General features: G+C 52.5%; 12 protein-coding genes and 1 pseudogene. 3 read left to right on the top strand and 10 right to left on the bottom strand.

Annotation, left to right across the window (positions count from 1 at the left end):
• Positions 1-1258, bottom strand: a pseudogene (locus ACEW8P_RS08405) (hypothetical protein); the annotation flags it as partial.
• A 235-nt stretch (positions 1259-1493) separates the two neighbouring features.
• On the opposite strand from ACEW8P_RS08405, the gene ACEW8P_RS08400 reads away from it, so the two are divergent.
• A complete protein-coding gene (locus ACEW8P_RS08400) occupies positions 1494-4637 on the top strand; it encodes a SusC/RagA family TonB-linked outer membrane protein (protein ID WP_373512639.1) in 3144 nt (1047 codons plus the stop codon).
• A gap of 12 nt (positions 4638-4649) precedes the next feature.
• The gene (locus tag ACEW8P_RS08395; protein WP_373512638.1) at positions 4650-6149 is read left to right on the top strand and encodes a RagB/SusD family nutrient uptake outer membrane protein; all 1500 of its coding nucleotides are present in this window, start codon (positions 4650-4652) and stop codon (positions 6147-6149) included.
• A 114-nt stretch (positions 6150-6263) separates the two neighbouring features.
• Here the strand turns inward: ACEW8P_RS08395 and ACEW8P_RS08390 are convergent, their stop codons facing one another.
• The 4 genes from ACEW8P_RS08390 to groES all read right to left on the bottom strand — a co-directional run bounded on the left by ACEW8P_RS08390 (position 6264) and on the right by groES (position 9445).
• Positions 6264-6611: a VOC family protein gene (locus tag ACEW8P_RS08390; protein WP_373512637.1), complete on the bottom strand. Its 348-nt coding sequence runs from the start codon at positions 6609-6611 to the stop codon at positions 6264-6266.
• A gap of 46 nt (positions 6612-6657) precedes the next feature.
• The gene (locus tag ACEW8P_RS08385) at positions 6658-7101 is read right to left on the bottom strand and encodes a DUF4174 domain-containing protein (protein WP_373512636.1); all 444 of its coding nucleotides are present in this window, start codon (positions 7099-7101) and stop codon (positions 6658-6660) included.
• A gap of 312 nt (positions 7102-7413) precedes the next feature.
• Complete coding sequence (gene groL, locus ACEW8P_RS08380; protein WP_373512635.1) at positions 7414-9051, bottom strand: chaperonin GroEL; 1638 nt, start codon at positions 9049-9051, stop codon at positions 7414-7416.
• Between the two features lie 94 nt (positions 9052-9145).
• Positions 9146-9445, bottom strand: coding sequence for a co-chaperone GroES (gene groES / locus ACEW8P_RS08375; RefSeq protein ID WP_189565709.1), 300 nt, complete (start codon positions 9443-9445; stop codon positions 9146-9148).
• A 223-nt stretch (positions 9446-9668) separates the two neighbouring features.
• Here groES and ACEW8P_RS08370 point away from each other — a divergent pair, with 223 nt between their 5' ends.
• Entirely contained in the window at positions 9669-10376 is a 708-nt protein-coding gene (locus ACEW8P_RS08370) for a hypothetical protein (RefSeq protein WP_373512634.1), read from the top strand.
• Between the two features lie 105 nt (positions 10377-10481).
• Here the strand turns inward: ACEW8P_RS08370 and secG are convergent, their stop codons facing one another.
• The 5 genes from secG to ACEW8P_RS08345 all read right to left on the bottom strand — a co-directional run.
• A complete protein-coding gene (gene secG, locus ACEW8P_RS08365; protein ID WP_373512633.1) occupies positions 10482-10835 on the bottom strand; it encodes a preprotein translocase subunit SecG in 354 nt (117 codons plus the stop codon).
• A 119-nt stretch (positions 10836-10954) separates the two neighbouring features.
• Complete coding sequence (locus ACEW8P_RS08360; RefSeq protein ID WP_373512632.1) at positions 10955-11785, bottom strand: hypothetical protein; 831 nt, start codon at positions 11783-11785, stop codon at positions 10955-10957.
• Between the two features lie 61 nt (positions 11786-11846).
• Positions 11847-12389: an LptE family protein gene (locus ACEW8P_RS08355; RefSeq protein ID WP_373512631.1), complete on the bottom strand. Its 543-nt coding sequence runs from the start codon at positions 12387-12389 to the stop codon at positions 11847-11849.
• A gap of 23 nt (positions 12390-12412) precedes the next feature.
• Entirely contained in the window at positions 12413-13756 is a 1344-nt protein-coding gene (locus ACEW8P_RS08350) for a sigma-54 interaction domain-containing protein (RefSeq protein ID WP_373512630.1), read from the bottom strand.
• A gap of 122 nt (positions 13757-13878) precedes the next feature.
• Positions 13879-14892, bottom strand: a 1014-nt coding sequence (locus tag ACEW8P_RS08345) for a MiaB/RimO family radical SAM methylthiotransferase (protein ID WP_373512629.1), incomplete at its 5' end; no start/stop codon positions are given.

Below are 14892 nucleotides of genomic sequence, written 5' to 3'. Positions count from 1 at the left end.
CGCCCACGTAGTTGGCCCCGTTATTTTGGATGAATTCCCGGATGAAGTCGGGCTGACCCCAGCGCAGGACGAAAAAGTCCTCGTTGCGCAGCGTCCATACTACCTTGAATTTTTCCGAAACCGGATTCCAGTAAGCGTCCGACAACTTACCGCCGTGGACGTGGAACAGGTTGGGCGACGAATGCCCGTGCGACCAATTGTACTTGAACTCTACGTAAGCCTCCGTCACGTCCAGGCCTTCGACATGCTTACGGGAACGTACATCATTTTCCTGACTCGTGTTGCCGCCCGACTTTTCGTTGGCGGAGAGCGGAGCGCGGTACACAAACTTGATCTTGCGCTTGGCGTCGCGCATCCCGGCCAGAATCGTGCGGTCGAGCCAGGCGCGGCGCTCGTCGGGGTTTTGGCCCCCCATGCGCTCGCCCAGTGTGATGCCCAGGCCATCGAGGTCGTCGTATTCGTCGATGACCTGCCGGATAATTTCGCGGGTATAGCGCTCAGTGAGCTTCGTCGTGTCACCCTCGCCAATGTGCGCGCCCTCGTAGCGGCCCACGTCGTGCGCCCGCGCAAAGGAGGGCGACACGAAGGTATTCCAATTGATAATATACGTCTCGATGCCCCGCTCGTGCGCCATGCGGAAGAGTTCCTTCCAGAACATTTTCCACTCGCCCATCTCGAACTCGTTGAACTGCGTGGCTTCGGGGAAATTATCGGGAATCACCATGTAGTGAAACAAGTGCTGCGACCACAGCGACAGCACGTTGAAGCGGTTTTGGGCCATATTGTCGAGGTACGCTTCCCAGAAGTTGAGATCACGGCAGGTCAAGTCATGCTGGGTCAGGGAAGGGCCGTTGCGGTAGGCCATGTAGGGTAAATTGAACTTGACGGCCCGGAAACCCAGGCGCGGTCGTACGGTTTTGGCGGGAATTTGGACGAGGGTTTTGCCCCAACTCAGTTGTTCGCCGAGGTCCAGCAGGGCGTACAAAGTACCGTTGTCATCGCCCGTGATGAGGCGGAGTTGGCTGCCCTGCCGCTCGATGCGGTAGGTTTCTTTGCCCAATGTGGCATCGGTGGCAACTACCACGTTCGCCGTAGTCGGGGCGGCTTCTTTGACTTCGAAACCCGCTTTGGCCACCAACTGCCGGAATTGCCCGAGGGCGTAGCCCGTGACGGGCGTTTTTTCGGTAAGTGAGACAGTGAGGTCTTTGGAAAAGGCGGAAAATGAAAGGAAACAAAGGAGCAGAATAGCTACTTTCATCGACGGCTAGTTTTGGTGGATACTTTCCCACAGAAAACTTGCTTAATCGACTTATCTACCCGCTAAAACCTCTACGATTTTGTTTATGGAATTCAAGTAGGGGTGAATGCTCCTGGTTACCGTCCTGATACATTATTATTCTTCCGATAATAGTAGAAATGAGTCATCGATTAAGGGACGATCTCTCATCCTTGGCAAACAATCTTACCAACCTATTTCTTAACTTTTCTTGACTATGCAAAATGCCTGCTCGCTTGACAGAAAAATCTGGGTGGCGCTATGCCTGACCACTCAACTGGTCATGGTAGGGTTCAACCAGGTGCTGGCCTTCGTGCCGCCTTCGGGAATCGCCGCTCACGACCCAGCCTCCACCTCCCTCATATATTCCCGACCGGAAGTGCTCGTGCGGGGAACCGTGACCGACGAAAACGGCGCGGGACTACCCGGCGTGAGCGTAGTGGTGAAAGGCACCACCACGGGAACTACCACCAACGGCGGAGGTGCTTTTGAACTCAATACGCCGGATGCTGCCTCAATTTTGGTGTTCAGTTTTGTGGGTTACCAAAGCCAGGAAGTAACCGTAGGGACGCGCACCAATCTCGACATCTCGATGGTTCCCGAAGACAAGTCGCTGGACGAGGTGGTCGTAGTCGGCTACGGAACTCAGAAGAAGGTCAACCTGACGGGTTCAGTAGCCACGATGGATGCCAAGTTCATCGCCGACCGCCCCATCACCAACTCCACCCAGGCTTTACAAGGCTTACCCGGCGTATATGTCAATATGAACAAAGGGCGGCCCGGTGCGGACGGGGCTTCGATTACGATTCGTGGGGCCAACTCTTATTTCTCCGGCTCCGCCCCGCTGGTGCTGGTGGACGGCATAGAGTTTCCTTTGTCGGATGTCAACCCCAACGACATCGAAAGCATTACGGTGCTGAAAGATGCTGCTTCGGCGGCTATCTACGGTAGTCGCGCCCAAAACGGTGTAGTGCTGGTGAAAACCAAAGGTGGCCAGCGAAATAAGAAGGTGTCGGTGGACTATAACGGCTACTACGGCTCGCAATCCGTCACGCGCCTGCCCCAGGACGTGGTATGGAATTCGGTAGATTATATGGAAGGCAAAAACCGCGCTCTGGCCAACGAAGGCCGCCAGCCGGAATATTCCCAGGCGCTGGTAGATGAGTATCGCAACGGCACCGATCCCCACATCTATACCAATACGAATTGGTTCGATGCCATGTTCCAGCGGGCGCCTATCCAGCAGCACAATCTTAGAATTGCCGGGGGCAGCGATAAAACGGCCTTCTCCGTGTCGTTGGGATACCTGGATCAAAAAGGCATCATGCCCAATACTTACGCCAACCGCTATACGATCAGCACCAGCATCGACTCCGACATCACAAAGTGGCTCAAGATCGGTAGCAACCTGTTGGGTACCTACTCCTTCGACCGCGAGAGCGCGTATAGTGCCGACGAAGGCAACGGCGAAGGTGGCATCATGGGCCTGGTCTATCGGGGGTTGCCCACCCAGGGCGTCCTAGCCGAAGACGGCACCTACGCCGACCAGTGGATCCGGGTGCCGGGCCATAATTTTTTCCGCAATCCCTACGCGCTTTCTTTCGAGGGCGACCGCCTCAACAAGGAACTCCGCACCATCCTGAACCTTTACGCGCAGGTAAACCTGCCGTTGGGCATCAAATATAAAATCACGGCGGCCCCCAATGTCCGCTTCGGCACCGAGAAGTACAACTACCCCGTTATTCTGCTGACCCATCCCAAAACCAAGGAGCAAGCCCCGATGGGTAATATTCCGCCACGTGGGGTGCGGCAAAGAGAGATACAATCGTTCAACTTCACCAATTTCCATACGCTCTCCTGGGAGAAAACGATGGCTGACCGCCATTTCCTGAGTTTGCTGGCCGGAAGCAGCGTGGAGTTTTTCTACAATTCCAATTTTGAAGCCCGAAACCAGGGTTACCTGGGCAACGAAATCACCGAACTCAGCGGCGGTACGCTCAACCCGGTAGTAGGCGGAACGTCGAACCGTTCGCGAATCATGTCCTATTTCGGCCGGGTCAACTATGTCTTCAACGACAAGTACCTCTTCGAGACCAACTTTCGCTACGACGGTTCCTCGCGTTTTGCGGCGGACAAGCGGTGGGGATTCTTCCCGTCGGTGTCGGTGGGCTGGCGCATCAACGAGGAGAATTTTCTCAAAGATGTCAAGGCCATTTCCAATCTGAAACTGCGGGCGAGCTGGGGGCAACTGGGCAACCAGGATATCCCGCTGTTCAGCTACATCAACGCCATCGCGCTGGGATCGAACTACGTCTTTAACAAATCGCTGGTGAGCGGAGCGGCGGTCACGCAACTGGCCGATCCTAATCTGACCTGGGAAACCACAACGAGCTCGAACATCGGCCTGGACGGCGGATTTTTCAATAACCGACTCACTTTTGAAGTTGATTTGTTCCGTAAACTTACCGACGACATCCTCGCTCGCGTGAACCTGCCCGGCCAGGTAGGTAACCTGGGAGGACCACTGAAAAATGTGGGTTCGGTCTCGAACCGGGGCGTCGAGGTCACGCTGGGTTACCGCAACCGGATTGGGGCGCTCAACTACAATTTGGGTACTAACCTCACCTACTTCAAAAACCAAGTGGAAAACACGAACGGAGAAGTCATATTCAGCGGGGGTACCCGAATCACGCAGGAAGGCTCGCCGCTCAACTCCTTTTACGGTTTGGAAGCCGTTGGTATTTTCCAGACGGCCGACGAAATCAAGTCGGCGCCTTTTCAGAACAAAGTCGTCAACCCCGGCGACTTGCGCTACAAAGACCAGAACGGCGACAACATCATCGACAACAACGACCGCGTGGTCATTGGCCGCTCTTTGCCCAAATACACGTACAGCTTCACGCTGGGTGGCGATTATCGGGGGTTTGACCTGGCCATTTTCTTTCAGGGTGTGGAGGGCATCAACACCAACCTAGTCTCCAACCTGTCGCAACCTTACAAGAACGGTGCGGGTGTGACCCGCGAATGGCTGACCGATTCCTGGACGCCCGAAAATCCCGGCGCACCGCTGCCCCGGCTGACGACCGCCACGGGCTACCCGCAGAACTTCGTTTTCTCGGATTTTTGGTTGCAGGATATGTCGTACCTCCGCATGAAAAATGCCCAGTTGGGCTACACACTGCCCGCCAACATCGCGAAGAAGATCAGCCTGAGCAAGCTTCGTTTCTTCCTCAACGGGCAGAATCTGCTGACTTTCACGAAGTTCAAAGACGGAGACCCCGAGCGGGATCCCACCCAGCGGGGCATCATTGCCTACCCCATTGCCAAAATCATCTCCGGTGGCATCACCGCAACTTTTTAATTTGATATTGACATGAAGAAATATATCGCAATTCTTGTCGTGCTGCTGCAAAGCTGCTCGCAGTCGATCCTCGACGTGAATCCGACGGATCGTTTTACGGATCAAACCTTCTGGAAAACGGAGGAACACGCTCAGGCGGGACTAAATGCCATTTACAACTCCCTATACGGCAACGCCCTGCACGGAGGCAATATGATGGCCGAACTGGACGGAGCCACCAGCAACATTTACACCTACAACGGTCCGGGCGGAAATATTGCGCGGGGCATTCATGATGCCAGTAACACGGGTATCATCAACAACCGTTGGGATCAAGCTTATGGCGGCATTGGCCGAGCCAACACCCTGCTGGCCCGCATCGGCGACATCAAGATGCCCGACGCCAACAAGAAGCGCTACATCGCCGAAGCAAAGTTCCTGCGAGGCCTCTTCTACTTCGACCTCTGGATTGCCTACGGAGGCGTTCCCGTCATCCTGGACGCCCCGACAGTCGAGCAGGGGGCTTTACCACGTAATACCTCCGATGAAACGCTGGCGCAGATTGTGAAGGATTTGACCGAAGCCGCTGCCGATTTGCCCAAATCCTACACCGGGGGAAACAAGGGACGCGCTACGGCGGGAGCGGCCAATGCCCTCAAATCCCGCACCCTGCTTTTTGCCGGAAAATGGATCGAAGCCGCTGCTGCGGCAAAGACCCTTATGGATGCCAAAACCTATTCCTTATTTCCCGACTATCGCGGGCTTTTCTTGCAGGAAAACGAAGGGAATTCGGAGGTGATTCTGGATGTGCAATACAAAAACCCGGAATACACCCATAGCAACGACATCAACTACGACCAATTTAATACCTATGCACCCTTGCAGGGTCTTGTCAGCGACTATTATCTGACCGATGGCAAGACCGCCGCAGAATCGCCACTGTATGACCCCAAGTTTCCCTACAAAAATCGAGATCCCCGTTTGGCGGCGACAATCATGACGATTGGCAGTTCGTTCAAGGGCAAACCTGTAGTAGCTGCCACTTATCCACGCACAGGCTATGGTCTCAAGAAGGGCACAACCTATAAGGACAACGAAGCACCGCCCGCCGGGAAAGCCGACAACATTTCCGATCTCAATAACATCATTCTCCGCTACGGCGAAGTGCTGCTCAACTACGCCGAGGCTCAAAACGAAGCCGTGGGGCCGGACGCCTCCGTGTACGACGCTCTGAACCTTTTGCGCAAGCGGGCGGGCGTAGCTCCTTTCCCAGCCGGGCTATCGAAAGACCAGATGCGACAGGAAATCCGCCACGAGCGGCGCATTGAATTGGCCGGAGAAGGCCAGTATTATTGGGATTTACGCCGCTGGCGGACGGCGGAAAAGGAGATGAACGGCGACGTATTCGATTATCTGGGCAAGCGGGTGGAAACGCGTGCTTTCGACCCCAAGCGCGACTACCTGTGGCCGATTCCTTCGGTGGCGCTTCAGCAGAATCCCAGCCTGACGCAGAATCCGGGGTATAACAAGTAGGCCCGATCGAACCCTTACCCCATTGCTATCACCCACCGCCAAATCGAACCCGGACCTGGGTTCGATTTGGCGGTGGGTGATAATTTTTGTAGGATGGTTGAGTCCCAATCTCCCTCACTTCGAGCAGACCGAGAGTTCGTTTCCGCTGGGATCTGTAAAATGGAATCGATGACCTCCCGGAAATGAAAAAATGGGCTTGACGATATTACCGCCAGCCCTTTCGACTTCCGTTTGCATTGCTTCCAAGTCATCAGCCCATATGACAACTAGTGGCGCTGAGGCAGTCAGGCCGTCGGCTTTGTAAAAACCGCCCGCCATTTGTCCATCGGAAAAACTGATGTAGTCAGGCCCCCAATCTTCGAAGGTCCATCCGAATGCTTTCTGATAGAAGGCTTTGATTTTGGACAAATCTCCCGCTGGGAATTCAAGGTAGAAGATAGCCTTGTTGCGTTCTGGATTCACAAACGAAGGGTGTGTTACTTTTAAGTACCAACTAATATTTTTTCAATTACAGCAACCGCGTCCGACTCGCCAGCACGGGCCGCGTATCTGCATCTAGAATTCGCAGGAACTGCTCGGCGGAAGCTGCTTTGGTGCTACTCATGCGAAGATTTCCCTTCTCATCAATGACCCAAATGTTCATCTGGTTTTTCTGGTAGCGGAGCTTGTTTTTTAGATAAAGAAGATTGTTGGCGGAAAGGATAGTCGGAATTTGTACGACCGTAATCCTCTCGTTTCGAAGGGTTTCTATGTAGGGCGAGAGTGCTGCCAACTGCTCCTTGATTTGATTTTTCTGATCCTCGGGAGCGTAGATTACCACTAACTTCTCCTTCCAAGTCAATTTTTCTTTCAGAAAATCAGGGATATCCTGATGCTGAGCAGAGGCCGGGGCAGTGATGAACGCGACTAAAAGAGCGATTCCTAATCGATATAGGAGTGTGAAGGATTTCATAGCTATGTTATTACAATATTACGCCAATGTTAAATAATTGTTAAGTTTAGATGTTTTGACGCTCAAAAGCAAATTCCTAGTCAATTTTTCGTCAGGTTGTCGTGCTCTGATCGTCAAGATATTTGCCTTAACAAACTGGTTATTAAGTTGTTGACCTTGGCTCTTTTCTGAAATGTCACTATTTGAAAATGCAAGTCTGCTCTAAAAAAAATGTCCCGACCAGCCTATTTAGCCAATCGGGACATCATAAAAAAGCGGCACGGAATCAATCCGTACCGCTCTTGGCAATAACTTAACTATCATTGGTTGGAATTACATCATCCCGCCCATGCCGCCACCGCCATGACCGTGGCCCATGCCACCACCTTTATCTTCTTCCGGCTCGTCGGCGATCACGCACTCAGTCGTGAGCAACATGCCTGCTACCGAAGCAGCATTTTCAAGCGCCAGGCGCGTTACTTTCTTGGGATCAATGATACCCGCTTCCAGCAGATCCTCGTAGGTGTCGTCCTTGGCGTTGTAGCCATAAGAACCACTGCCTTCCTTCACTTTCTGGATCACCACGGATGCCTCCTTACCAGAGTTGGAAACGATGGTACGCAGGGGAGCTTCAACGGCCAGACGGATGATGTTTATACCCGTCGTTTCGTCTTCGTTGTTGCCTTTCAGATCGGTCAGAGCCTCGACGGCACGGATGAAAGCTACGCCTCCACCTGCTACAACGCCTTCCTCAACGGCGGCGCGAGTCGCGTGTAGCGCATCGTCAACGCGGTCCTTCTTCTCTTTCATTTCTACTTCCGTAGCGGCACCGATGTACAGAATGGCTACGCCACCTGACAACTTAGCCAAACGCTCCTGCAGTTTCTCGCGGTCGTAATCGGAAGTTGTGTTTTCGATTTGCGCCTTGATCTGGTTCACTCGGCCATCGATATTTTCTTTGGCACCTTCACCGTTGATCAATGTTGTGTTGTCCTTGTCGATAATCGCCTTGTCGCAGCTACCGAGGTATTCCAGCGTGGCATTTTCGAGTTTGAAACCGCGCTCTTCGCTGATGACCTGGCCGCCCGTCAGGATGGCGATGTCTTCCAGCATGGCCTTGCGGCGGTCACCGAAGCCAGGAGCTTTTATGGCGGCTACTTTCAAAGCACCGCGAATTTTGTTCACTACCAACGTGGCAAGAGCCTCACCGTCCACATCCTCGGCGAGGATAATCAGAGGGCGACCCGTCTGGGCTACGGCCTCCAATACGGGCAGTAATTCCTTCATGGAAGAGACTTTCTTCTCCGAAATCAGAATGTAAGGACGCTCCATCTCGACTTCCATTTTCTCCGTGTTAGTCACGAAGTACGGAGACAAGTACCCACGGTCGAACTGCATGCCTTCCACCGTTTTTACTTCGGTTTCGGTGCCGCGCGCTTCTTCCACGGTGATAACGCCTTCTTTACCCACCTTCTCCATCGCCTCAGCGATCATTTGACCGATCTCTTCGTCGTGGTTAGCCGAAATAGTAGCTACCTGCGCGATTTCCTTAGAAGTGGAGATGTTTTTCTTCTGCGTTTCCAGGTTTTTCACGATGGCGCTGACAGCTTTGTCAATACCACGCTTCAAATCCATTGGGTTAGCACCAGCAGCGACGTTCTTCACACCAATGGTGTAGATGGCTTGAGCCAGAACGGTAGCCGTCGTAGTTCCGTCACCCGCTGAGTCAGCCGTTTTGGAAGCTACTTCTTTAACCAATTGAGCGCCCATGTTCTCCATGGCGTCTTTCAGTTCAATTTCTTTAGCTACGGTCACACCATCCTTAGTGATAGTGGGTGAGCCAAATTTCTTGTCGATCACGACGTTACGGCCGCGGGGGCCGAGCGTTACCTTTACGGCGTCGGCCAGAGTATCTACGCCGCGCTTGATCTTGGCGCGGGCTTCTGAATCAAAAAATATCTGCTTAGACATAACTATTTGTGCTTTTAAGGTTTAATTAGTGAATTTGGAATTAGTGAATAAAATTATTCCGCACCGCGCGGGCGGCCCCGTCACTCATTCCAAATTAATTATTGATGACGGCGAAAATGTCGGACTCGCGCATGATGAGGCAGTCTTTACCATCGACGGTCAGCTCGGTGCCGGAGTATTTGCCGTAGAGGACAGTGTCACCTACTTTCACGGTCATTGGCTCATCAGTCTTGCCGGGGCCAGCCGCCATAACGGTGCCACGTTGTGGTTTCTCTTTGGCGGTATCGGGGATGATGATACCAAATGCGGTTTTCTCTTCGGCGGGGGCGGGTTCTACCAGCACCCGATCAGCCAGGGGTTGTACACTCACTTTTTCTTCGATTAAGGTTGACATATTAGTTTACGGTTTTAAGTTGTCACAAAATATTCTTGACAATACTCACACAGGCAGAATTTATGCCAGCCGGAATACCTGTCATATTTACAGGCGCGGGCTGACAAAAGCTTATCGGGTCATTTGAAAAATAAATGATAATAAAAAGCATCAGAAGTAAAATATAATTTTGAATTTGGATAGAAATGACTAAATTTTCGGCACCCACCATCGTTTTCTAACCATGACAAAATTATCCAGCGAGTGGCTAACTGACGGAATTCTCGACTTCGAGTACAAAAAGTATGTCTTACTGGCATATTTGCAGAACGTACGGCAGGAATTCAGCAATCAGGTTCTTTTTCCTCATTTAGCACAGGTCAGGGAGCACTATGATAGCAGTGTTTCACTCAAAGAGTCGCAACGTTCGATGCGTAGCCTTTTCCCCAAAAACCTGACCGGAGTCGATCCTGACCAATTGCGGTGGATATATCAGAATACATACGAGGACGGAGATCACCTGGAAGAAATAACTGACATTCTGGAATTTGCAATTCCGCGATTTTCTCAACTCATAGAAGAAGGAGAGCTGCGCTATGAGGAAGTGAAAGCCAACTTGACAATAGCGCCGATTGGCATCGTACCGCTTCGCACGGATGAGGGGTATCTCTTTATTTACAAACAAAATAGTCGAGAGACGACGATTTTTCGCTATCAGGTTACGCTCTTCGATTCCCGTCGAGAACGTATCATCCAAACCCAGCGCGTCGATTCCGTGCGGAAGAACTTAAGTACTACTTTTGAGAATATGAAGGTCAATCTTACGCGCCGATTTACCCACCTACCCAATCCGGCGACTTATATGGTGGAGTCGCCACGCGAGTATCCAGTGGATGAGACTTTGTTGCCAGCGGCCAAGCAGTTGATGGCCAAGCTGATGAAGGTTGGGTAGGGGAAGCTTGGGTACTTTTGTTCAAGGTTGAAATATTCAGTAAAAACACTGCGGGCCGCTCCCTATTGGAAGCGGCCCGCAGTGTTTTTGTTTCCTTATTTGCTGCTACTGGTTGGTGTCGCCAGGCGCGGCAGCGGGAGCGGGAAGTGGAGCGATGTTGCCACCGGGAACGGCGGAATTCTGCGCCTTATCTACATTTACGCTGTTGATGCCTTGGTTGGCGTCGGAGCCGTTACCTACCATGACATAAGACGCCAAAGAGATGATCATGATGGCTCCGGCCATGCCCCAGGTGACTTGTTCCAGCAGGTCGGTAGTTTTCTTGACGCCAAACATTTGGCCGCCTGCGCCGCCGCTGAATTCACTGGAAAGACCACCGCCTTTGGAGTTCTGTACCAAAACGATAAGGATAAGGAGAACGGCGATGATCGCCACGAGAATTACGAGAGCAAGATACATTTCTATTAATGATAAATTATGAGTGATGAATTATGACCGGGCTGGCGTACCAGTAATGAATTATAAGATCGGGTTTGCTGGTTTTTCTGTTGCAAATCAGTCTATAAATCGAGCCGATTTTATTTGTCGTTATCCAGTTCAGCGATTTTTTGCGCAAAGTAATCGCTTTTTTCCGGGTTTTTCAATTTAAGTTTTTCGTAGATGTCAATCGCTTTGTCGATTTTGCCCTGTTTAAGGAGAATTTTGGCAAAGGACTCTGTGGCCAGGCCACCAAGAGAAACGCCTTGCGCGCGTTGCGAAAGATCTGCCACCTCGGGTTCGGGGGTAGTGGCGTCGGGCCGGATGGGACCGATACGCGGGTCGTTTCGGATGAACGCTTCGATAATCTCCTGCTGCTTGCGGCGCTCGTCGGCGCGAGGCGTGGGAAGCGGTAGCAGTTCGATGGCCGGGATGGGTGTCGGCTTTAAGCGCTTGTAAGTCAGTTCATCCTCGATATTTTTCTCTGCCAGTACCGTTTCTTCCATGGGTGGCGTTTCGGGTGGTACATCTTCCTTAACCTCAACCTTTTCGGCAGGTTTGGGGAAACGATCCTCGAAACGGACGAGTGAAATAGGTCGATCCTTACCGTAAGGTGTGGCTCGGTCGCGGGAGCCGTATCGGTTTTGTGGTAGCTCGGTCAGCCGATCGAGCAGGGCGCCCGACCACGCCGATTCGTTCTCTACCAGTCGGCGCAGGGCACCCCGGTTCAAGGTGTAGGCGGCGGCGAGCGGTACCAACTCAGTCAGGCGAGAGGAACCGCTGTCGGCAGCGGCCTTGGCGAGCAGCGCGTAGCTAATTTGGCAGTAAGGGAAAGCCTTAGTCGTTTCTTCCAGTCGGAGAAGGTTGCCGGAGCCGATGTCCTGCGGATGCGTGACCCAATAGGCAAAAGTTTCTTTATCGACTTTATCCATCAGAGTGTGTAGGGCTTGGTGTCAGGAGAAGAACCCCAAAAATACGCAAAACTGACGTGGCCTACCAATCTGCCGCCGACTTGTTAAAGATATTTTGCACAATCTGGTCTATAATGCCGGGCAAAAGTCGGGATTCGTTCTGATTCAGCGTTTGGCCTTGCGGAAAGTCGGCGTAGAAGGAAAAAGCCTGATCGAAGTCTTTAGTCTCATCCAGCGTATTAGTAAAGCGAATCTGCACTGTCATAGTAAGGCGGTTGAAGCCTGCTTGATCGTTAGCCGTCGGCGCGACGGGCAGCACGTCGTAACCCGTCAAAGTACCTTCTAAAATCAAGTCGCCGCCCGTAGGCAAGAGCGTCAGGCTGGTGTTTCGCTGGAAATATTCCTTCAACTTCTCGTTGACCTGAATCGGTAGATTCGCCGGTCCCCCCGCCACGCCCGTACTGAAATTCAGTACCGTAAACGTCTTTATATCCGGCGAAAGACTCGTCCCGGTAAATGAATACACTCCGCAGCCCGCCACCCACAGCGAAAGGCCGCAAATCAAGCAAACTGCCAAACGACTCCTACAAATCATAATCGCATCAGCGAACAACTTTGAACTCATAAACACATAAACTTTACACTCACTCACTCATCAATATCGTACTGCTTGATCTTTCGATACAGCGTCCGTTCCGAAATACCCAACGCCTGCGCGGCGTACTTTCGTTTATTGTTGTTGCGGCGCAGAGCTTTGATGATGAGATCCTTCTCCTGATCTTCCAGCGAAAGCGATTCTTCCTCTTCTGCAATATGCTCCACGTCTTCGATCTGGCTGCGGGCTTCGGAGTAGCGGTCGAGATCGACTACGCGATTGGCATATTCCCGGCTCGGGCCGTCGCTTCTCTTGCTATTGGAAAGGCGCTCCTCGTGCGCTGCCAATAGCCGCGACGCTTCGGTGACGGGCGCGTCGGTGTGGTTCATGTCATCGAATAAATCCTGATGATTTTTCAGTATTTCGTGATTGGACTGCTCATCTTTCAGCACTTCGCGGACAAGCTTTTTTAACTCAGTTACGTCGCGACGCATCTCGAAAAGTACTTTGTACAGGATCTCTCTTTCCGAATAAGACGTAGCGTCCTCGCCCAGACTCAGGGGCACCAATGCCTGACTCATCGGGCGGCGCGAGGCCGGATTGACAGGGTTCAGGTACCGCCACAACGTGTTAGCGTCGATAGGTTCCTCTTTGTCAGTTTCCAAAATTGTAATCTGCTCGGCGATGTTCTTCAACTGCCTGATGTTGCCAGGAAAATCGAAGGTCAATAGGGCTTCTCGCGCGTCGGGCGACAGGCGCACGGGCCGGGTGCGGTAGCGTTCGGCGAAATCGTTCGTGAATTTTCGGAAGAGCATCTGTACATCCTCGCCGCGCTCACGCAGCGGTGGCACGTAAATCGGGACGGTGTTCAGGCGGTAGTACAAGTCTTCCCTGAATTTTCCCTTGTTCACGGCTTCCAGCAGGTTGACGTTGGTCGCTGCTACCACCCGCACATCGGTTTTCTGAGTCTTGGACGCTCCGACGCGGATGTACTCGCCGTTTTCAAGCACCCGCAGCAGCCGGGCTTGCGTGCCCAAGGGCATTTCGCCGATCTCGTCCAGGAAAATGGTTCCCCCGTTGGTAGTTTCAAAATAGCCCTTCCGAGCATCCAAAGCCCCGGTAAAAGCGCCTTTTTCGTGGCCGAAAAGTTCGGAGTCGATGGTGCCTTCAGGAATGGCCCCGCAGTTGATGGCGATGAAATTGCCGTGCTTGCGAACACTGAGGCTGTGAATAATCTTAGAGAAGGACTCCTTACCGCTGCCGCTCTCACCCGTAATCAGCACGGTGAGGTCGGTCGCTGCTACCTGCATAGCTACATTAATGGCGTAATTGAGCGCAGGCGCGGCTCCAATGATGCTGAAGCGGTTTTTAACGGACTGTATTTCTGATAAATCCAAATTTTAGAATGATGAGTGATGAGTGATGAGTGATGAATTATGATGGGGGCCGGAGCGGCCAGTGCGCTTATGAGATCACATTCATAACTACTCAAATTCCACTTTGCTGTGTGTTTATATTATTATGCCGCCACTTCTTCTACTGCTTTACCAATTAGCGTGGCGGCGGTGCATTCAGTAACTAATACAATCACATAATCGCCTTTTTTGAAATTTTTACGTGGGAAAACAACCACCTTGTTTTGATCATTGCGGCCTTGCAGGTCTTCGTCGGAGCGCTTGGAAGTACCTTCCACCAGTACTTTGTGGACGCGCCCCACGAGTCGCTGATTGCGCTCTAGTGAATGTTTCTGTTGCAGGGCGATGACCTCATTGAGGCGACGGAGCTTCACGTCGTAGGGAATGTCGTCTATCAACTTTCTGGCCGCCGGAGTACCGGGGCGCTCCGAGTAGGCAAACATATAGCCGTAGTCGTAGCGAACGTATTCCATGAGCGACAGGGTGTCGCGGTGTTCTGCTTCGGTTTCGGTGCAGAAGCCCGTAATCATATCATGCGAAATCCCGCAATCCTCGCCCAGGATATCCCGGATGCGGTCGATTTTCTGCATGTACCATTCGCGGTCGTAGGTGCGGTTCATCAGGTCCAGAATCCGGCTGTTGCCGCTTTGGGCCGGGAGGTGAATGTAGTTGCAGACGTTGTCGTGATCCCGCATGGCGTAAAGTACCCGATCCGTAATGTCTTTGGGATGCGAGGTGCTGAACCGGACACGCAAGTCGGGATGCACCCGTGCGACCATGCCGAGCAACTCGGCAAAATCGTAGGATTGCTCGCCACTTTGAGCAGCGCTATAATTGTACGAATCTACGTTTTGGCCCAGCAGCGTTACTTCTCGGTAGCCCTGCGCGAACAATTCCTGCGCCTCGCGCACGATGCTTTGCGGATCACGGCTACGCTCGCGACCTCTAGTATAAGGTACCACGCAAAAGCTGCACATGTTGTTACAGCCCCGCATGATAGAAATAAAGGCCGTCACGCCGTTGGAGTTCAGGCGAATGGGTGAAATGTCGGCGTAAGTTTCTTCGCGGGAGAGCAGAACATTTACCGCTTTTTGCCCGGTTTCGGCCTCCTCGATCAG

Source organism: Persicitalea sp. (assembly GCF_041751555.1).
Taxonomy (GTDB): Bacteria; Bacteroidota; Bacteroidia; order Cytophagales; family Spirosomataceae; genus Persicitalea.
This window is presented reverse-complemented; position numbering and strand designations above follow the sequence as displayed.

Excerpts from the sequence above, each read along its gene's own strand:
- ACEW8P_RS08400 (WP_373512639.1), top strand. The coding sequence starts at position 1,494 with ATGCAAAATGCCTGCTCGCTTGACAGAAAAATCTGGGTGGCGCTATGC.
- groES (WP_189565709.1), bottom strand. The coding sequence starts at position 9,445 with ATGTCAACCTTAATCGAAGAAAAAGTGAGTGTACAACCCCTGGCTGAT.
- groL (WP_373512635.1), bottom strand. The coding sequence starts at position 9,051 with ATGTCTAAGCAGATATTTTTTGATTCAGAAGCCCGCGCCAAGATCAAG.
- ACEW8P_RS08370 (WP_373512634.1), top strand. The coding sequence starts at position 9,669 with ATGACAAAATTATCCAGCGAGTGGCTAACTGACGGAATTCTCGACTTC.
- ACEW8P_RS08355 (WP_373512631.1), bottom strand. The coding sequence starts at position 12,389 with ATGAGTTCAAAGTTGTTCGCTGATGCGATTATGATTTGTAGGAGTCGT.
- secG (WP_373512633.1), bottom strand. The coding sequence starts at position 10,835 with ATGTATCTTGCTCTCGTAATTCTCGTGGCGATCATCGCCGTTCTCCTT.
- ACEW8P_RS08385 (WP_373512636.1), bottom strand. The coding sequence starts at position 7,101 with ATGAAATCCTTCACACTCCTATATCGATTAGGAATCGCTCTTTTAGTC.
- ACEW8P_RS08360 (WP_373512632.1), bottom strand. The coding sequence starts at position 11,785 with ATGGATAAAGTCGATAAAGAAACTTTTGCCTATTGGGTCACGCATCCG.
- ACEW8P_RS08395 (WP_373512638.1), top strand. The coding sequence starts at position 4,650 with ATGAAGAAATATATCGCAATTCTTGTCGTGCTGCTGCAAAGCTGCTCG.